This window comes from Bradyrhizobium sp. RDM12 (assembly GCF_051917485.1).
Classification (GTDB): domain Bacteria; phylum Pseudomonadota; class Alphaproteobacteria; order Rhizobiales; family Xanthobacteraceae; genus Bradyrhizobium.
Genome location: NZ_CM133064.1, coordinates 3,439,626 through 3,458,532 on the forward strand (window position 1 = coordinate 3,439,626; position 18,907 = coordinate 3,458,532).

15 protein-coding genes and 1 pseudogene are annotated in these 18,907 nt (G+C 57.1%); 14 read left to right on the plus strand and 2 right to left on the minus strand.

Translation table 11 applies throughout. The features are described from left to right. The first annotated feature begins 282 nt into the window (after positions 1-282). The 13 genes and pseudogenes from ACTGJ9_RS16575 to ACTGJ9_RS16635 all read left to right on the plus strand — a co-directional run bounded on the left by ACTGJ9_RS16575 (position 283) and on the right by ACTGJ9_RS16635 (position 16,647). Entirely contained in the window at positions 283-2,394 is a 2,112-nt protein-coding gene (locus tag ACTGJ9_RS16575) for an ATP-binding protein (protein WP_456677924.1), read from the plus strand. Between the two features lie 131 nt (positions 2,395-2,525). Next, the gene (locus ACTGJ9_RS16580) at positions 2,526-5,813 is read left to right on the plus strand and encodes an ATP-binding protein (protein WP_456677925.1); all 3,288 of its coding nucleotides are present in this window, start codon (positions 2,526-2,528) and stop codon (positions 5,811-5,813) included. 903 nt (positions 5,814-6,716) lie between these two features. Next, positions 6,717-7,634: an alpha/beta fold hydrolase gene (locus ACTGJ9_RS16585; protein ID WP_456677926.1), complete on the plus strand. Its 918-nt coding sequence runs from the start codon at positions 6,717-6,719 to the stop codon at positions 7,632-7,634. A 732-nt stretch (positions 7,635-8,366) separates the two neighbouring features. Then, positions 8,367-8,453 (plus strand): annotated as a pseudogene (locus ACTGJ9_RS16590) (LysR family transcriptional regulator); the annotation flags it as partial. Further along, entirely contained in the window at positions 8,454-8,909 is a 456-nt protein-coding gene (locus tag ACTGJ9_RS16595; RefSeq protein ID WP_456678548.1) for a LysR substrate-binding domain-containing protein, read from the plus strand. Positions 8,910-9,965: 1,056 nt separating this feature from the next. Next, entirely contained in the window at positions 9,966-10,472 is a 507-nt protein-coding gene (locus ACTGJ9_RS16600; RefSeq protein ID WP_456677927.1) for a hypothetical protein, read from the plus strand. After that, on the plus strand, positions 10,465-12,138 hold the full coding sequence (locus ACTGJ9_RS16605; RefSeq protein WP_456677928.1) for a PAS domain-containing sensor histidine kinase: 1,674 nt from the start codon (positions 10,465-10,467) through the stop codon (positions 12,136-12,138). The genes ACTGJ9_RS16600 and ACTGJ9_RS16605 overlap by 8 nt, the downstream gene beginning before the upstream one ends. Then, positions 12,135-12,524 (plus strand): response regulator transcription factor, encoded by a 390-nt coding sequence (locus ACTGJ9_RS16610; RefSeq protein WP_456677929.1) that lies wholly within the window; start codon positions 12,135-12,137, stop codon positions 12,522-12,524. The genes ACTGJ9_RS16605 and ACTGJ9_RS16610 overlap by 4 nt, the downstream gene beginning before the upstream one ends. 24 nt (positions 12,525-12,548) lie before the next feature. Continuing rightward, positions 12,549-13,196, plus strand: a complete 648-nt coding sequence (locus tag ACTGJ9_RS16615) for a response regulator transcription factor (RefSeq protein ID WP_456677930.1) — start codon at positions 12,549-12,551, stop codon at positions 13,194-13,196. 385 nt (positions 13,197-13,581) lie between these two features. Continuing rightward, positions 13,582-14,313, plus strand: coding sequence for an alpha/beta fold hydrolase (locus ACTGJ9_RS16620; protein ID WP_456677931.1), 732 nt, complete (start codon positions 13,582-13,584; stop codon positions 14,311-14,313). A 5-nt stretch (positions 14,314-14,318) separates the two neighbouring features. Beyond that, the gene (locus ACTGJ9_RS16625; protein WP_456678549.1) at positions 14,319-14,807 is read left to right on the plus strand and encodes a VOC family protein; all 489 of its coding nucleotides are present in this window, start codon (positions 14,319-14,321) and stop codon (positions 14,805-14,807) included. A gap of 51 nt (positions 14,808-14,858) precedes the next feature. Further along, positions 14,859-15,338, plus strand: a complete 480-nt coding sequence (locus ACTGJ9_RS16630) for a cupin domain-containing protein (RefSeq protein WP_456677932.1) — start codon at positions 14,859-14,861, stop codon at positions 15,336-15,338. A gap of 130 nt (positions 15,339-15,468) precedes the next feature. After that, positions 15,469-16,647, plus strand: coding sequence for an MFS transporter (locus ACTGJ9_RS16635; RefSeq protein WP_456677933.1), 1,179 nt, complete (start codon positions 15,469-15,471; stop codon positions 16,645-16,647). Positions 16,648-16,715: 68 nt separating this feature from the next. On the opposite strand, the gene ACTGJ9_RS16640 is transcribed toward ACTGJ9_RS16635, so the two are convergent. After that, a complete protein-coding gene (locus tag ACTGJ9_RS16640) occupies positions 16,716-17,117 on the minus strand; it encodes a TetR family transcriptional regulator C-terminal domain-containing protein (RefSeq protein ID WP_456677934.1) in 402 nt (133 codons plus the stop codon). A gap of 8 nt (positions 17,118-17,125) precedes the next feature. Further along, positions 17,126-17,350, minus strand: coding sequence for a TetR/AcrR family transcriptional regulator (locus ACTGJ9_RS16645; protein WP_456677935.1), 225 nt, complete (start codon positions 17,348-17,350; stop codon positions 17,126-17,128). A gap of 253 nt (positions 17,351-17,603) precedes the next feature. Here ACTGJ9_RS16645 and ACTGJ9_RS16650 point away from each other — a divergent pair, with 253 nt between their 5' ends. Next, the gene (locus tag ACTGJ9_RS16650; protein WP_456673093.1) at positions 17,604-18,689 is read left to right on the plus strand and encodes an IS5 family transposase; all 1,086 of its coding nucleotides are present in this window, start codon (positions 17,604-17,606) and stop codon (positions 18,687-18,689) included. The last annotated feature ends 218 nt before the right edge of the window (positions 18,690-18,907 follow it).

Consider the following 18,907-nt stretch of genomic DNA (forward strand, 5'->3'; position numbering starts at 1 on the left):
CTAGGAGGTGCACTGCTTTCGGAAGAGGCATGTTGTCCTCCCGGAGACGATCGCCAACTCTGCGAGATCTGGCTGCTCGCGACAGTCAAGAGACGAACCAACTGCACGGGATGATCTCGAAGTCGGCGAACTTCACTTGTCGTCCTCGAGTGGCTGCCGATTGGCAGCACCCTTCTCGGCTTAGGTGCTGAACACTTGTCTCGGGCAAAACCGATCCTAGACTGCTTGCATGCGATCTTTAACGAGATGGACCGCAGACACAAGCGTGCCAGGGAGCGCCCATTGCACCCAGCCTTTCCGAGCGGCAGCCTTCAGGTCTTATGGCAAGATAGCGAGGTCGCGTTCTGCAGAGGAACGAATCAGACCGACATCAATCGGACAGTGCTGGCTGTCGTCCCGATGGCGGAGCAGCCGTCGCCTGCAAATCTTGACCGTCTCGTCCGTGAATTTCTTTTGAAGGAACGGCTTGAGCCAGACTGGGCAATACGACCGCTGGAGTTAAAGCACGACCGCGGGCGAACTATGCTGATCCTTGAGGATCCAGGCGGCCAGCCGCTCATCAGGCTGCTGGGCTCCCCGCTGGAAATAGAAGATTTCTTGTCCATCGCGACTAGCGCGGCGGCGGCTCTGGGCAAAATGCACAACAGCGGCCTGATACACAAAGACATCAAGCCAAGCAACATCGTGGTGGGATGCGCAGACGGGCGCGTGCGGCTCACCGGATTCTCTATTGCATCGCGCCTGCTTCGCGAACGTCAGGCTCCCCATCCGCCTGAGACTATTGCCGGTACGTTCGCCTACATGGCTCCTGAGCAAACTGGCCGTATGAATCGCTCGATTGACATTCGTAGCGATCTCTATTCGTTCGGGATCACGCTCTATCAAATGTTGACTGGCGTGCAGCCCTTTACGGCATCGGATCCGATGGGGTGGATCCACTGTCATGTCGCGCGGCAGCCAGTGCCGCCTGCGGAGCGAGTAACCGGAATCCCTCATGTCGTCTCTGCGATCGTAATGAAGCTCTTGGCGAAGGCTGCCGAGAACCGATACCAGAGTGCGGTCGGTCTCGAGTCCGACCTTCGCCGCTGTATGACTGAATGGGAGGCAAGCAAGCGCATTCTGCCGTTTGGACTCGGTTCTCACGATGCGCCCAGCCAGCTTCAGTTCCGGGAAGAGCTCTATGGCCGAGAAGTCGAGATCGAGCGTCTGCTTGCCGCGTTCGATCGCGTCGTGATGCACAGCGCGTCCGAGCTCGTGCTGGTGTCAGGCTATTCCGGCATTGGCAAGTCATCGATCGTCAACGAATTGCAGGCCGCATTGGTGTCGGTACGCGGCCTCTTTGCTGTTGGAAAATTTGATCAATACAAGCGCGGAATTCCGTATGCCACACTCGCGCAAGCGTCTCAGGGCCTCGTCCGTCAATTACTATGCAAGGGTGATGACGAGCTTGCTCGCTGGCGCAACGAGCTAACACAGGCTCTAGGCATGAACGGCCAACTCATGGTCAATCTTGTTCCTGATCTCGCACTCATCATTGGAGAGCAGCCGCCGGTGCCTGATCTATCAGGGCCGGAGACACTGAATCGCTTCCTTCTGGCCTTTCGGCAGTTTCTGCGGGTGTTTGCGCGCAAACAACATCCCCTGGTGCTGTTCCTCGACGATTTGCAATGGCTGGACTCTGCGACCCTCGACGTTTTCGAACATCTCGCTACTCAATCGGACCTAGGACACCTTCTACTGGTGGGAGCATACCGGGAAAACGAAGTGGGACCTGAACATCCGCTGACGCGGAGGTTGAAGATCATTCGGGGAGCGGGTCGTCCGATCCAGGAGATCGTGCTGCGCGGCCTTCGGCCTGAAGACGTGACCCGGATGATTGCCGATGCGCTCGAGGCAAAGCCCGGGCGAGTCGATCTGCTTGCAAGGACCGTCCATGCAAAGACCGAGGGAAATCCCTTCTTCACGGTCCAGTTCGTGTCCGCACTCGCGGACGAGGGTCTGCTAACTTACGATCCTCCGGTTTCAACATGGCGGTGGCAGATCGATCGCATCAGCGCCAAGAGCGTCAGCGACAATGTAATCGATTTGATGATCGAACGGTTGAGGCGCCTGCCGGATCACTCTTTCCAAATCATCAAACAGTTGGCTTGCGTAGGAAGCAGTGTCAGCATTGCCAAGTCTCAGCAAATTACTGGGATTTCAGAACACGAGGCGGAGAACCGGTTGCACGATGCTGTTCGTGCCGGTCTTCTGTTTCGAACAGATGGCAATTACGCGTTTGCCCACGACCGAGTTCGCGAAGCGGCTTATGAAATGCTCACCCGGTCCGAGCGAGCGGAAATCCATCAGCGCATTGCGTTGCGCCTCATGTCAACGCTTTCCGATCCGAAATAGATGCCGACATCTTTGAAATCGTCAGCCAGCTCAATCGCTGCGAAAATCCCTATTCTGATCCGGCGGAAAGGGTGAGGGCGGCATCTCTGAACTTGCGTGCGGCTCGAAGGGCGAAAGCCTCTGCTGCCTACATGGCCGCATGCGGCTATCTCGCGGAAGGTCGGGCGCAGCTTGCCGAAGACGGTTGGGGGACTCATTACGACCTCGCATTTGCTCTGGCGCTGGAACATGCAGAATGCACGTTCCTCAGCGGCGATTTCGATGCGTCCAACAGGTTGATCTCAAACGTTCTGGCCCATGCGAGCACTGATATCGATAAGGCTGCTGTTTATAGACTGGAGATTGAGCTCCATGTGGTGAAATCGGAGAATGAAAGCGCCATAGAGAGTGGGTTGGTCGCCCTGCAGTTACTCGGTATCCAGTACTCGCCACATCCGAACTGGAGCGAAGTACAACGAGAATTTGACGACATCTGGAAGAACTTAAATGGTCGCCCTCTAGAGTGCTTTGCCGACCTGCCTGCGATGACCAATCCGCAGACGCTGGCCACAATACGCATTTTGGCCGAGCTGTTTCCTCCTGCCTATTTTACTGACTTCAATCTGACAAGCCTGATTGTCTGTCGAATGGTCAACCTCAGTGTAGTGCATGGTGTCGCTGATGCATCAAACCAAGGCCTTGCATTGCTCGGTTGCTATCTCATGGGTCCGGCCTTTGGGCGGTACCAGGAAGGACATAGCATCGGTGAACTGGCATGTGAGCTGGCGTCGAAGCGGAATGCCCCTCTTGATATGGCCAGGGTCAAATGCACGATGGGGTTGACATCTTCGTGGACGCGGCCGCTTACGGACTCGATTAATTGGTTTCGTTCTGCGTACCGAATTGGGATCGATGCCGGTGACCTGTATTTCGCCTGTTATTCCTCCTCACTTGCGGCAGTTGGCCTCCTACTGCGCGGCCATAACCTACAGGAAGAAGCCGAGGAATGCGGGCGCTACCTGGAATTTGCGCGCAACATCGGATTCCGTGATGGCGCTGATCTTATCGTGAGCACCGAGCGCACGATCGCAAGTTTGCGCGGACTCACGCACGGTCTCTCGGAGTTCCGCGATTCAAAATTCGATGAAGTTGCTTTCGAAGCAGCTCTGACGAAGACACGAATGAATGTGGTGGTCTTGTGGTACTGGACCAGAAAGCTCATGCTGCACTTTCTATCAGGAAATTATCCAGCAGCTTTGGAGGCTTCGGACAAAGTGGAGCCGGGTCCTTGGGTCAGAATCATCCAAATCCAGCATCTAGACTACCACTACTACACGGCGCTTGCTCTCGCGGCGATCATCAATCAGGCGGGGACTGAGGAACGAGACGCGCTGGGAGGGCGTCTGGCATCACACTACGAACAACTCAAGACCTGGGCCGAGGAGACGAGTTCTCCGACTTTTGCTGACAAGCACGTTTTGATCGCAGCCGAGATGGCGCGTCTGGACGGGCGAGAGCTAGAAGCAGAACGCCTGTACGAGGACAGCATCAGCCTAGCGCGCCAGAACGGATTTCTGCAAAATGAAGCTGTCGCCAGCGAGGTTGCGGCGCGGTTCTACGCGGACCGCGGCTTTGGGAAAATCGAACGGGCTTATCTGCGGGACGCGCGGTACTGCTATTTGCGTTGGGGCGCCCACGGCAAGGTGCATCAAATCGATGAAATGCATCCGTCTCTCTGCGAGGAGCAGCGGGCACCCAGCTCGACTAGCACGACTATCGCGCCGCTAGAGCAGATTGATCTCGCGACTGTCATCAAAGTCTCCCACGCTATATGTGGGGAGATCGTTCTCGACACGCTGATCGATACGCTCATGCGCTCGGCTATCCAGCACGCTGGCGCCCGGAGGGCTGTGCTGCTTCTCATGCAAGGTGTGGAGCAACAGGTCGAGGCTGAAGCCACGACGAGCGCTGACGGCCTAGTCGTGCGGCTGAGAAGGGACGCTGGATCCGAAATAGCTCTACCTGAATCGATCGTCCACTATGTCGCTCGTAAACGAGAGAGTATTGTCATCGATGATGCCCTGGTCGTGAACTCGTTCTCAGGTGATGCATACATCCTGGAGCACCGCGCCCGCTCGCTCCTTTGCCTGCCATTAACCGACCAAACAAAACTTATAGGTGTGATGTATCTCGAGAACAATCTCGCTCCCGGAGTCTTTACGGCCGCGCGGCTTGTGGTGTTGAAACTGCTTGTCGCCCAGGCGGCTATCTCACTGGAGAATATTCGCTTGTATCGAGATCTCGCTGAGAGGGAAGCCAGAATTCGGCGCCTGGTTGATGCCGATGTCATCGGGATCTTTATTTGGGATTTGGACGGGCGGATCATCGACGCCAACGACGCGTTCCTCCGTATGGTTCGGTACACGCGAGTGGATCTGGTCGCAGGGCTACGATGGTTCGACATGACGCCTCCTGAATGGCAAAAAGTGCACCTTCTCCAAGAGACTGAAGAGCTGAAGGAGACAGGCACTATGCAAGCCCGCGAAAAGGAATTTTTTAGGAAGGACGGCAGCCGCGTTCCGGTTCTGATTGGCGCAGCGGCATTTGAGGGGCAGCCGAGCCAGGGTGTGGCCTACATTCTGGATCTGACTGAACGTAAGCGCGCGGAAGCGGCGGTCCGTGAGAGCGAACAGCGTTACCGCCAAGTGCAAATGGAATTGGCGCACGCGACACGCGTCGCCACTATGGGTCAGCTCGCGGGCTCAATTGCTCATGAGGTTAACCAGCCTATCACAGCGATGGTCATCAGCGCGCAGACAGCGCTGCGAAGACTTGACCGTCAAGCGCCGGATCCGGAACAGGTGCGCCAGTCGTTCAGTCAGATCATCAAGTACGGCACGCGAGCGGGCGAGGTTGTTGGCCGAATCCGTGATCTCATCAGGAAGGCGCCCTCGCGTGAGGATCTGCTGGAGATCAATGGTGCGATCCGCGAAGTCGTTGAGCTTACGCACGGCGAGACGACGAAGAGCCGCGTCACGGTTCGGGTTGAACTTGCTGAAGGCTTGCCGCTCATTTGCGGAGATCGAGTGCAGCTCCAACAAGTAATGCTCAACTTGATCGTCAACGCCATCGAGGCAATGAGCATGATCAACGACCGTGCGCGAGAATTGTTGATCAGGACAGACAAAGCCGAAACTGGGGACGTGCTCGTGGTAGTTAGGGACTCGGGCCCAGGCCTGGATACTGCGGCTCCTGACCGCCTCTTCGAGACGTTCTACACGACCAAGGCGACAGGTTTGGGTCTGGGTCTGTCAATCTGCCGTTCAATCATCGAGGCGCACCGCGGGCGATTGTGGGCAAGCGCGAGCGAACCTTTTGGCGTCACCTTTCAGTTCACTCTACCTCCACGGGAGACCAAAAGCGATTGTCTGCACAATTGACGATCAGTGTTCCCTGAGAAAGCTGTGCGAGCTTAAGTAGTCGTAGTGATTACTCGCGCGCGCCGGGCGCAATGGCAGGGTGTACGGCTCGATCGTAGCGCAGATTGGATCACCATCGCAATCACCTGAACTGGCAGCGGTTTGCTTGGTGTGGAAATTTCGATCCGTCCTTCGCATTTAAGATCAGCGCGGAGACGCTGTTGGTGGCGACGATTTCCGAATTCGTGTGCTGAACATCGTGGCGAGAAGATCGCAATCTGCCTCGTCGCATATCAATCGGCGGGACGCGCCGAAGGGCTCGAAGCGAGCCACGAAAAATGCGTCGTTAGGTATGATGCGTGACTTGGAGAAGGAATAGAAGAGAGACCCTCATGCAGGCGCGTCAGCTTCTCCAATTTGAACATCCTGCTTGTGCCGCGGTAGGGCGCATGGATGATGTTTTCCTTGAATGAGAGATGACAGCCCTGCTGAGCACCGGAGCGGGTAGATGCCATGACGTGCGGTCGGCACCTGAGCGCTGACGAACTGCGTGGGACATATAAGTACGCCATAAGCGTGCTTTCAACGACAATGGGCGCTGTCACTCAGTGAGGTGCCAGCGATAGGCACGCCGTCGGAGCACTTAATTGAGGCCGCCCTAGCGTTCTAGCTGATGCCGACCAGCTCTTCAATTGTCTTTCCCATGATACCTAGCTTAGCTAGTGGCTAGGCTCGACGTGAGCCGCGTGTCGAGCTTGCCCGAACGTTCGTGAGACGTTCAAAATGCACGTGGCTCATGCGCCACCTGAAATCAGTTCATTTCCGCGGCGGAGCGCAATTGTGCAATTGAGTAAGCTATCAGGTCGTGGGAAGGGTGGAGCGGCGCCTCGATTCCTCTCGCGAGTCCAAAAGCGAGCGGATCACATGTTTCGATTGTCTTCAATATCCATAGCGATCGCCACAATACTGATGTGGACGCCGTCGGCCGCGCGCGTAGTCCCATATCCCGCCAGTTTCCAATCGAAGCATGTCCCGACGAATGGCACGACGCTGTACGTCCGGGTTGGTGGAGCGGGTCCTGCGGTGGTTCTTCTCCACGGGTACGCCGAAACCGGAGATATGTGGGAGCCGCTCGCCGTCGAGCTTGCCAAAGATCATACCGTGATAGTGCCCGATCTGCGGGGTATGGGGCGCTCGGAGCGGCCCGCCGGAGGGTATGACAAGAAGACACAGGGGCGCGACATCGCCGGCCTGCTCGATGCGTTGAAGATAGATCGTGCCGATCTTGTCACGCATGATATCGGAAACATGGTCGGGTACGCATTTGCTGCGCAATATCCGATGCGTGTCACCCGCTTCGCGCTTATCGATGCGCCGCTGCCAGGTGTCGGTCCATGGGAGGACATCATCCGAAGTCATGCGTTGTGGCACTTCTCATTCTACGGTCCCGATGCCGAGCGGCTGGTCAAGGGTCGCGAGAGAATCTACCTTGATCGTTTCTGGAACGAATTCGCAGCCCATCCGCAGAAAGTCGATGAGGATTCTCGCATACACTACGCCGCATTGTACGCGCAGCCTGGCGCAATGCATGCCGGGTTCGAACAGTTCAAAGCGTTTGACCAGGATGCGGAGGACGATAAGGTCTTTGTTGCGCGGGGCAAGTTATCCATGCCCGTTCTCGCCGCCGGAGGCGAAAAGTCGTTCGGTCCCATGATGGCCACCGTCATGCGTTATGCTGCCAGCGATGTAACGGAGGCGATTGTCCCAAACTCCGGGCATTGGGTGATGGAGGAAAATCCTGCCGACACAATCAAGCTGATTACGGGGTTCTTAGCACATTGAATTTCGTCCATTACCAAAGATCGGCTGGATCAAGCAGGGAACGTCCGTGGGGCGCGAACCAGAGTCGCACGCTCTGTTTCTGATCCGGAGGTCGCCACGCAGGCGTGATTGCCCGTCTTCGGAAAACCAGTGATTGCTCCAACTAGGCATTTGCCGCGCACCTCGCTCATCGTAACGCCCTAAGCGAGTTTGATCTTTCCTGAAAGGCTGGTGGCAGGCTGCTCGAATGAGCCCTCTCTAAACCAATACTAAAGTATCTGTCACGGCGCTCATTCCTGCGACTGCCGGGCTCCGAGCGCAATACAGCGGGCGCTCCCGCGTAGTTTTGTAAGCTGCCTACAGGCAACATTCGGGAGGGCGATCGCCTCATTGCTGCATTTCTGCGGCCAAGGGCCTTGTGCCGGGGCTAGCCGCACTGGAATTGTACACACCAAGGTGCAATTGAGCCGGTATTCCCGGGTGCTCTACCCTTATGTCGTCACGACCGCAGGCAGCGAGAAGAGCATATTCATGATCTTGGCCCAGGAGATCGACGTTTCATCGGAAAAGCATGGTGGCAGAAGCGTCCTCGGAGCCGTTGCCTACGCTCCAAACCCAGGGAAACGACCGGAATTCGCCGAGAGTGAGCCGCGGCCCAACCTCCGCAATGAAGCGATCCTCCGTCGTAGTTGAGTATTACCATGTCTTTCAACAGATTTGATTTGAACCTTTTTGCGCGCTTTCGACGCAGTCATGGAGGAACGAAGTGTATTGAGGGCAGGTCAGCGGATCTGTCTCAGCCCCACCGCCGTCAGTCACGCTCTCGCTCGGCTGAGAGAGTTGCTCGATGATGACCTGTTCATCCGCACCCCCACGGGTATGCGGCCGACCGCACGCGCGCTTGCCATGGCCCCGTTGATACGCGAGGCATGGAAATCATTGGAGGCAGCAATCGAACCTCCCAAATTCGATCCCCGCAACTCGGCGAGGCGGTTCACCATCGCGGTAAGCGATTTCATCGCCACGGTGATAATGTCTGATGTCCTGACGTTGCTAAGGAGAGAGGCGCCGCTTGTCGACCTCGTAGTCCGTCCGGATAGCTCGATCGACTTAGCTGAAGAGATGGATCTGGGGCGGATTGATGCGGCAATCGGCATTTTCTCGGACGTGCCTACCCGTTTCGGGTCAAGCCCCCTCTTCGCATACGACGATGTTCTCATCGCTAGTTCTTCACGTCAGGTTGAAGGCTGTCGCTTGAAGGGCTCTCGGACCTTTCGATCGTGGTGGTCACGCTGAACGGTGACCGTGAGGGAATCGTCGACCGCTTCGTCTCTGAACATGGACTGGCGCGGCGGTCGGAGATGTTTGACCGGGCCGCTTTCGAACAAACCTTTTCAGGATCGAAGAAGAGGCCGCGGCTGGTCGTATCATTGCCGCACTTTCTTCCGCTCCCGACGCTGCTCGAGAACACGGAGCTGGCGGCTTTCGTACCACGGCCCCTCGCTAAATTGTGGGTCCGTAGGCACCCGCTCTCGATGTACGAGCTGCCATACCAAACCGCTTTGGAGCAGGTCAGCGTTTTATGGTCCGAGCGTAACGCGGGTAATGCATCGCAGGAGTGGTTACGCGCCATGTTGGCCCGAGGTGCTGAGCCTCTCCGTGCTCATTTGCTTGATTTCGTGCGCCCTGAACGACCCTTGTCGTCTGCCTCACAACGAAAGATTGTAGCAGAAGCATGAACCGCCGCTTTGTTGCGTGAGCTGGGAATGAACGCCCGGGCAGGACGTTCACTTTTATGATAAACCAACACCAAGGTACGATAGCTTCGGCTTGAACAGGTGCTATGTTGCTTGTTGTTTGCCTTGTGTGTCATTGATCGCTGATCTGCGCGCGCGTTGTTCAGCGAGTAAAAACCGTCCGTCAGTTTCGCCCTTCGTCTAAGCGCGGCAGCGGACTTGCTGTAGGTGCTCGTCAACTCATTCCTTCGTTTGGGTCCTCGTGAGTACTCTTGTTGGCCCAGGAATCGACCGCTGCCGGTCAGGAGGATTGGCGAGCCGATTTAACGACAGCAAATCCCGGCATCGCGGTGACTGCCTTGGTCCCGGGCAATCCGGGTGCCAACTGCGAGCTATTATCTGGTGGCTGAATGTCATATTTTAAGACGTGCAGTCATCTTCGTATGCAACCTTGCGGGGGCGGAGAGTAGCGTGATACTTTATATCATGCGAATGCGCTCAGGCGTTGTCGATGGTCTCCAAAGCAACAACTCGGATTACCGGCCGTCGGCATGCGGTAGATGTATGCTGCGCCGAGTGTCAGCCAGGCGCGTCCGATCCCGGGCAGCGGTCTAGAATGATGGTCAACAGCAAACATTCTGCTGACGAAGGCGGGCTCCTTCGGCGCTGTATTGAAGATCTCAACCGGATCCTTGCGCACGCTCCGATCTGGAGCGATGTCTCCTTGTCACGATTACTTCCTGATTTGCTCTACATGTTGGTAGACATGTTAGAACTGGACTTTGCTTATGTTCATTTCAAAGATCCGGTGAGTACCGAGCCTTTCGAAATGGCGCGCACCAGCCAATCGCTGGAGGGAGCCATTCAGCCGCGAGAAATAGGTCAAATCTTAAAGGATTCATTGGGCCAAAATCCGCAGAGCTGGCCAACACAACAGCGAATTTGGATCGGCAAAAGAGCAGTTTCGACCCTATCGCTAAGATGGGGGATCGAGGATGAAAGCGTAACCTTGGTTGCCGGATCACGGCGAGCCGAGTTTCCTGAAGAAACAGAGAGCCTTCGTGTCAGGCTCGTAGTCGTTCAAATAGCGAACTGGCTGCGAGAGGCACGGCTTTTTGAATGAACGGAAACGCATTTCCGAAGCGATAGATCAACAGGTGGTGCGACGAACAAAGGAAGTGTGCGCCGTCAGCGAGGAGCGAAGACAGGAGATTGTCGAACTGAGGCGGGTGGTGGAAGCGCTGCGCGTCCGAGAAATTGATATTCAGCTGGTAGTGGACGCTATTCCGGCGCCTCTAGCCATTATGACCGCAGAAGGTCAAGTCGAGGCAGTCAATCGGCCCGTTCTCGACTACTTCGGGAAGTCGGTCGAGGAACTCAAGCGCTGGAGCACAATTGACGCTGTTCATCCCGATGATCTTCAATCGACAATCAGCGCATGGACACGAGCCGTCGAATATGGACAGCCGTATGAAATCGAAAGCCGCCATCGCCGCAGCGATGGAGTCTATCGATGGTTCCACGTCCGTGGATTTCCTCTGCGGGACGTCGACGGAGATATCGTGCGCTGGTGCGTGCTGCAGATTGACATCGAGGACCGCAAGTGCGCCGAGAATGCGTTGCGGACGAGCGAGGGCAACCTCAATCTGATTATCAATACCATTCCGGCGCTCGTGTGGTCCGCACGACCGGACGGCTCCGCCGAATTTTTCAATCAGCACTATTTAGAGTATATGGGTGTCAGTTCGGAGCAGGCTCAAGATTGGGGGTGGACCAAAGTAGTTCACCCCGACGATCTGAACGGTCTTACGAGTGCATGGCAATCGATCAGGACCTCTCGCGAGGCGGGAGAGAAAGAAGCGCGGTTGCGTCGTTTCGATGGGACGTACCGTTGGTTTCTTTTTCGCGCGCACCCACTGCGCGATGAAGCGGGGAACGTTACCAGATGGTTTGGTCTAAACACCGATATAGAAGACCGCAAGCGGGCCGAGGAGGAGCTACGCGACACCCAGGCAAAATTGGCGCACATGGCGCGCGTGATGACCATGGGCGAGCTTACGGCGTCCATTGCCCACGAGATCAGTCAACCGCTATCGGGTATCGTCACCAATGCCAGCACCGGCCTCCGAATGCTTGCTGCGGACCCTCCGAACGTTATTGGAGCACGGGAAACCGTGCGACGCACGATCCGCGACGGCAACCGTGCGTCCGAAATCATCGGGCGGTTGCGAGCGCTCTTCAATCGGAAAGCGCCTGAGACTCGGCCGGTTGATCTCAATGAGGCAACGCGTGAGGTCATTGCCTTGTCGCTAGACAGGCTTCGGCGTGATGGCGTCCGGCTACGGACCGAATTGATGGGAGACCTACCGCTTGTCGCGGGCGATCGGGTGCAGCTTCAGCAGGTCATCTTGAATTTTGTTCAAAACGCCCTGGATGCGATGAGCATGATGGGCGATCAGACGAGAGAACTGACAATCAGGACAGAGAGCGAAGATCTCGATCGTATCCGTCTGAGCGTACTGGATTCTGGACCAGGATTTGACCCCGCAGCTACGGAGAGACTCTTCGACGCGTTCTATACGACGAAGGCCGAAGGGATGGGTATCGGGCTATCGGTAAGTCGCTCAATCATCGAAAGTCATCATGGTCGCCTATGGGCCGCCCCAAATGACAGTCGAGGAGCCACATTTTCGTTTTCTATTCCTCGGACGACCTCTGAAGGGACCGCCGACGTTCACAAGCGTGCCAGCGGGACGCTTGCCCGGAGCGAGATCGCGAGGAATTCATGATGGCCACAGCTTCACTCGTATCGGTTGTCGATGACGATGAGTCGGTGCGGGAGTCGTTGCCCGATCTCCTGCGGGAGTTGGGTTATGCGGCTCAGGCGTTTTCGTCCGCTGAAGAGTTCCTAGCATCTGAATATCTGGGTCAGACAGGCTGTCTCATTCTCGACATGGCGATGCCGGGAATGACGGGTCCCGAGCTTCAAAATGAGCTGACACGTCTCCGCCACAAAATCCCGATTGTCTTCATTACGGCACACGGAGATGAGTCAACGCGTCCGCGAATGCTCGAGCAAGGAGCTACAGAGTGCCTTTCCAAGCCGTTCAGCGATTCGGCTTTGCTGAAGGCGCTCAATGAAGCCTTCGAGGCGAGTTGGGCTAGAGGCTCGTAGCGTCTGAGGAACGGAGCATTGACGATGAAATCTTTGGCGGAAGGGCTGCCCGGCAAGCCGCACGGCGAAGCGATCGTATTCGTTATCGATGATGACGTCTCTGTGCGTGAGTCCCTCGAACTGCTGATCCGCAACGCTGGCTGGCAGCCGGAGATATTCGAGACTGCTCAGGAATTCCTCTCTTACCCGCACATAGTTGTTCCCAATTGTCTGGTTTTGGATGTTCGTCTTCCTGGGCTCAACGGCCTCGAATTGCAGAGACGGGTGGCTGTTGATCGGCCGGGTATGCCCATTATCTTCATCACTGGTTACGGCGATGTGCCGATAACAGTGCAGGCCATGAAGGCAGGAGCCATTGAATTTCTGACCAAGCCGTTCAATGACGTCACGCTACTGAATGCTATCCAAAATGCCATTGATCGAAGTGATGCCGCGCTTCGCTTAGAAGCCGAGATGCAGGCTTTGCGGGATCGATATGCCTTGCTCAGTCGACGCGAGCGGGAGGTCATGTGCCTGATCGTTCGCGGTATACTGAACAAGCAGGTGGCCCATGAACTCGGCATCAGCGAGATAACAGTGAAGGCGCATCGGGGCCAGGTGATGCGGAAGATGAGGGTTACCTCCTTCGCAGAGCTGGTTAATATCGCGGGAAAGCTCAAGCTTTCGCGTTAATCCTCTTCACATGTAATTGCCTGTGCGATTCGCGTCACTCGCCAGACGCCGTCGCCAAGGCCGTGCCGTGATGGCCAGGCCTGATCGGCCAAATGCATTTTGCTCATTTGCAGGCTGAAATCGTTTCACTTTCGCGCGTCAGCGAAAATGCGCAACATGCCGATGGACGCTGCGACGGTTCGGTAGAGGCGTCGAGCGATTAGCTCAAGGCATGTGGTTGGCTCAGCTCAGCAGACAACAGCGCGGGGTGCATAGCGATGGTGAAAGCTCAGATGATTAGCAAGCGCGCACTGGTGAATGGCGTGACACTCCATTATGTGACGGTCGGGGCGCCGGGCCTGCGGTGCTGTGTTTCCACGGTTGGCCACAGAATCATCGCGAGTTCGTGCCAATTTTTGAGGCCTTTGCTGACCGATACCGGTTCATCGCGCCTGACCTGCGCGGCTATGCCGACAGCGACAAGCCATATGCGGACTATATGCCGGCAACCATCGCCCAAGACTTGCTCGAACTCGCTGACGTTGAAAACGTCGATCGTTTCCATATTCTCAGTCACGATCTTGGAGGCCCGCCCTCCGTCGCCCTTGCCTACATGGCAGGCAAGCGCGCACTGTCCCTCGCGACGATCGAGACGCCGTTCTTTGGACTCGACTATGACGCGTACGTCGATCCGCGCGTGCCATATTGGCACCTGTCGATGCACGCGAACATGGATCTCGCCCGGTTCCTGATCGAAGGTAGGGAGGAGCAGTATCTCCGTCATTTTTTCCGGGACTTTGCCTACAGTCCAAATGCGATCAGCGAAGAGGAGCTCCAGAGCTACGTCATGCAGATGAAGCAGCCCGGAAATCTGCGGGCGAGCCTCAACCATTACGCCTTTATTGACGAGAAGGCGGCGCAGCTCGCCGAGTTTGCAAAAAAGAAGCTTTCGATTCCCACCATGGGCTGGGGAGGGCGGCGCTCCTTTGGATCGCACTGTTTTGACAGCGCCAAGGCACTTTCGGACCGCGCGGCGGGCGGCGTGATCGAGGAATGCGGTCATTGGGTGTTTGAGGAAAAGACCGACTTCATTTGCGAGCAACTCGGCCAATTTTGGGACAAGAGCGCCAGGACGTGACCGTCATGGTTGGCGCAGGCACTTCATTTCGTATCGAGAGCGCGGACCATACCGGCATCACGGTATCCTCGCTTGACGACGCGCTGTCGTTCTGGAGCGACGTGATGGGCTTCGAGCACCTGTACACCTGGGACTTCGAACGCAGTGTCTTCCTGGAGGAACTGCTCGGCGTCAAGGCGGCAGCAGTGCGCATCGCGATGGTAAGGGCGCCCGGGCATTTGATCGAACTTCTGGAATACACTTCTCCGAACGATCGGGAAATTATGAAGCCCCGATCCTGTGATGTTGGTTCAGTGCACGTCGCTTTCCGCGTTGAGAACCTTGATGCACTGCTGCTGCGGATCGCCGCTATGGGATGGTGCGCCCTCGGCAAGGTACAGAGGGTCGAATCCGGCGAGCGCACTGGGCTTCGCCTCGTCTACGTGCGCGGACCAGATGGTGTAACGCTGGAGTTTCTTGAGCACCCAAAGGATCCGCCTGTGGCGGCGCCCTGAACTCAAAGGCCCAGTACTGCAAAAGAAGGTGAAGCCATGTCCCGAAACCATATGATTTTGATCCTTGCCACCGTCATGCTTGTTGGCCCTGCCATTGCGCAGTCGTCCACGTCGGTGCTTCCGAAGTACTCTAAGACGCCTGCAGAATTGGCGGCTACTTCGCCGACCGGCGGTGCCGGCGGGTCCGGGAACGCCAAGGTCGAGGTCGTTACCATTCTGGGCGATCCATCCAAGCCGGGGCCGTACAGCCAGCTGCTGAAAGTCGCACCCCGTGCGAAGATTGCGGCCCATCATCACGCAGGCGATCGGGTCGGCACTGTGCTTCAGGGGACCTGGATGTTCGGCTATGGCCCGAGCTTCACGCAGGAAGCGCTGCGAACGCTTCCGGTTGGGTCGGTTTACACCGAGCCCTCGGGTGCTGCGCACTTCGCGATGACCGGCGACGAGGCAGTGACGGTGCTGATCACGGGCCTGGGACCCACGGATACTGTCTACGAGAACCCTGCCGACGATCCTGCCAAGAAGCCCTGAGATGCCTAGGCGGGTTCCGTTCTCCGGGATGTCTATCAGCTCTCTACGGCGACGCCGAGCGAATATCAGGCCGGGGAGGAACGCGCCAGCCTGAGCCCGCCGGCGAACTCTTGGACTGAGGTCAAGCGCGATGCCCCTTGCTCTCTATGCTCTTGCAATTGCGACCTTCGCAATCGGTACGACTGAGTTTGTCATTGTGGGTCTTATTCCTGAAATCGCGGCCGATTTCGGCGTGTCGGTTCCAACAGCCGGCCTCCTCGTCAGCCTTTATGCGCTGTCGATCACGCTTGGCACGCCAATTGTTTCCGCCCTGACTGGGGCTCTTCCGCGCCGAGGGTTGGCCATCGGACTCATGGCGCTTTTCACGATCTGCAATTTGTCTGCCGCCATCTCTCCGAGCTACCCGACACTGCTGCTCTCACGCATTGTCATGGCGGTCGCACATGGGGTCTTCTTCGGTGTCGGCGCAGCGTGTGCCAGTTCCTTAGTTGTCAAATCGAAGGCCGGAAGCGCGATTGCTGTTATGATGGGAGGTCTCACCGTCGCCATGGTAGTGGGTGTTCCGATTGGTTCGTGGATCGGCCAACTGTTTAGCTGGCGCACTCCCTTTGTTATTGTTACGGGTATGGGCACGGTCGCGGTACTTGGTCTGACGTGGCTCTTGCCCCGCGAAATCTCAACCCAGCAGCCGGGCTCCTTTGCTGCCCAACTCACCCTTCTCGGGAATCGACAGCTCGCGACCATGTACCTGCTGACAGCGGTGGGGTTCGGCGGCACGTTTGTAGTTTTCACTTTCCTGTCGCCGTTGCTGACCGACATCACAGGCGTGCCGAAAGAGGGTGTCAATATCGCACTCTTGCTATTTGGTGCGACCACTGTCGTTGGAAATCTCGCGGGTGGAAGATTGAGTGATATCGCTGGTACGCGCAGGGCAATGATAATCCTCCTATCTGGACTGATCGTCTCTTTCATCTCGATCCGATTGGCCATCCACAACGAGGTCGCGACGTTTGCGGTTATCGCGGTCTGGGGAGCATTTGCTTTCGCCATCCCGCCGGTTATGCAGGCCGGAGTTGTTGCTGCGGCCAAGCTCGTGGCTCCTGATGCGCTTGGAACGGCCTCCGGCTTCAATATAGCCGCCTTCAATCTCGGAATTTCGAGTGGGTCTTTCATCGGTGGCCAGCTCTTGAAAGGGCCCGGGCTGCTCGCCACTCCCTACGCTTCGATCGCGATGGCGAGTGTTGCTTTGCTGATCGCGATCGTCGCGCTGCGTCCCGGTCGCGCGATCGTTGACGCGAATGCTGCGTGAGATCGGGCGCGATTGACCGCACCCGCGTCCTGAGGCAGGGTCCGCTGGCCGAGGTTCTGAAGCGTAGCTTACCCCTCAGGCCAACCGAGCAAGAACGTGCGCACAATTTGCCGAAGCTGGTTCCTCGTCGCGCCGCCCTTCGCCTCGACTGCCATTCCTTGAATGGTCAACACAACAAGCCGCGCGGCATCGGCCGCTGTCACGCCAGCAGGCAGCGGCCCGGCGACCGCAGCTTCTTCGAGGCGGTCACGTAGAATCTGAGCAAATTCATTTCGACTGCGGACGAGATACTGCCGAACTGGCTCTGATTGCGGTGAACATGCGAGTGCTGCGCCCGTGATGAGGCAGCCTGGTGGCGTTCGCGATCCGGCGTGCAGATCTGCCATACCGTACAGCAGACGCTCGACGATACGACGTGGGGTTGGCTCAGCCAGCGCGCATGCCTGACGAAATTCGACGTGTTTAGACAAGTAGCGCTCTACGATCGATGGAACAAATCCTCCTTGCTGCCGAAGGCGGCGTACAAGCTTGATTTCGTGAGCCCCGTTGCATCAAGAAGATCATTCAACGAGGTTCCCTCGTAGCCTTGGCGCCAGAATAACTCGAGCGCTTTATCCATGACCTCAGTCTCATCAAACTCTCGGGGGCGGGACATGTCGCTTACCTCAACCAAACTGACAAGATTGCGGACCGATTGGTCCATTATACCAGCCGGAGGCGAAAGCTTCAAGTGCGATGGGGACAGCCATCAAGCAAAAGAGCACGGGGAGCACTTTCTATCGCCAGCTTCCATTTTGCATCTTCTTAACTGTGCATCAGCTGCGTCTTACACGCGATCAGGCATAAGGGCTGGACCATACATGTCGATCAATCAGGGTTTAGCAGTCTGCTGAAGAACCCTCGCCACGGAGGAGGCTTGATGATTCACTTATCATCTCGATTCGGCGGAGGCGATCATGCGCGGCAGGTTTACGGATCAGGGCGGCCTGTTTTCGTACATCGCGCCGGATAAGCGTGTGCCAGCGAACCACCCGCTGCGGAAGGTCCGGGAACTTGTCCGGGATGTTTTGAGTGATTTGAACCGCAGCCTTGGGAGGCTCTACGCCAGCGAGGGACGTCCTTCGATCCCTCCGGAGCAATTGCTGAGTGCGCTGCTGCTGCAGGTGTTCTACGGCATCCGCTCGGAACGTCAGTTGATGGAGCAACTGGACTACAATCTCTTGTATCGGTGGTTTGTGGGACTGTCGCCGGACGATCCGGTCTGGGACCCGACCACCTTCACCAAGAACCGGGAGCGGCTGCAGAACGGCGATGTATTCACGAAGTTCATGACCAGGCTTCTCAACCATCCACAGGTCAAGCCGCTGCTGTCGGACGAGCACTTCTCGGTGGATGGAACGCTGATCGAAGCCTGGGCTTCACAGAAGAGCTTTCGTCCCAAGGACGGCAGCGGCGACGATGATGACGGCGCGAACTTCCATGGCCAGAAGCGCAAGAACGACACCCACGCGAGCACCAGTGACCCCGACAGCCGGCTTTATCGCAAGGCGGCCGGACGGGAGGCCAAGCTTTGCTATATGGGCCACGCCACCATGGAGAACCGGCATGGGCTGGCGGTGGCCGGCAGGGTCACGCATGCCAATGGCACCGCCGAACGCCGGGCTTCGGAGACCATGCTGAAGGCGAGACGCAAAGCCGCAGGCCGCCGCATCACGGCCGGTGAGGACAAGGCGTACGATACCGCCGATCATGTCGCCAATCTTCGCGCCATCGGCGTGACGCCGCATGTGACACAGAACCAGGCCGTCACCAAAACCGGCAAGACCCGCAACAGCGCCATCGACGAACGAACCACGCGGCATCCAGGGTACGGCATGTCGCAATCGCGCCGGGCGATGGTCGAGTGCATTTTCGGATGGGGCAAGCAACACGGCACCATGCGCAAGACCAAACATCGCGGCATCGCTCGCGTCGCCGCCGACTTCCTGCTCAATCTGATCGCCTACAACCTGATCCGCATTCCAAAACTGCTTGCCCCTTAGCCACCCAGCGTCAGGGTGCCCCCAACACCAGGCTAGAAAATCACATCCAACTCCGCCACGCCGCCCCAACAACGACCGGACAGAATAAGAAAACTCTCCATTTCAAGGTTTTTCAGCAAACTGTTAGACCGCTTCAGAGTCATCTTTCGGCTGATTCATCTCACGTCCGCTTCCCCTTTAGTCGATCACTCTGGAAGATTCCATAAGCGGGCGATTAA

Coding starts and splice junctions, on each gene's coding strand:
- ACTGJ9_RS16580 (WP_456677925.1), top strand. CDS start 2,526: ATGGCCGCATGCGGCTATCTCGCGGAAGGTCGGGCGCAGCTTGCCGAA.
- ACTGJ9_RS16585 (WP_456677926.1), top strand. CDS start 6,717: ATGTTTCGATTGTCTTCAATATCCATAGCGATCGCCACAATACTGATG.
- ACTGJ9_RS16600 (WP_456677927.1), top strand. CDS start 9,966: ATGATGGTCAACAGCAAACATTCTGCTGACGAAGGCGGGCTCCTTCGG.
- ACTGJ9_RS16610 (WP_456677929.1), top strand. CDS start 12,135: ATGATGGCCACAGCTTCACTCGTATCGGTTGTCGATGACGATGAGTCG.
- ACTGJ9_RS16615 (WP_456677930.1), top strand. CDS start 12,549: ATGAAATCTTTGGCGGAAGGGCTGCCCGGCAAGCCGCACGGCGAAGCG.
- ACTGJ9_RS16625 (WP_456678549.1), top strand. CDS start 14,319: ATGGTTGGCGCAGGCACTTCATTTCGTATCGAGAGCGCGGACCATACC.
- ACTGJ9_RS16630 (WP_456677932.1), top strand. CDS start 14,859: ATGATTTTGATCCTTGCCACCGTCATGCTTGTTGGCCCTGCCATTGCG.
- ACTGJ9_RS16635 (WP_456677933.1), top strand. CDS start 15,469: ATGCCCCTTGCTCTCTATGCTCTTGCAATTGCGACCTTCGCAATCGGT.
- ACTGJ9_RS16645 (WP_456677935.1), bottom strand. CDS start 17,350: ATGGACCAATCGGTCCGCAATCTTGTCAGTTTGGTTGAGGTAAGCGAC.
- ACTGJ9_RS16650 (WP_456673093.1), top strand. CDS start 17,604: ATGCGCGGCAGGTTTACGGATCAGGGCGGCCTGTTTTCGTACATCGCG.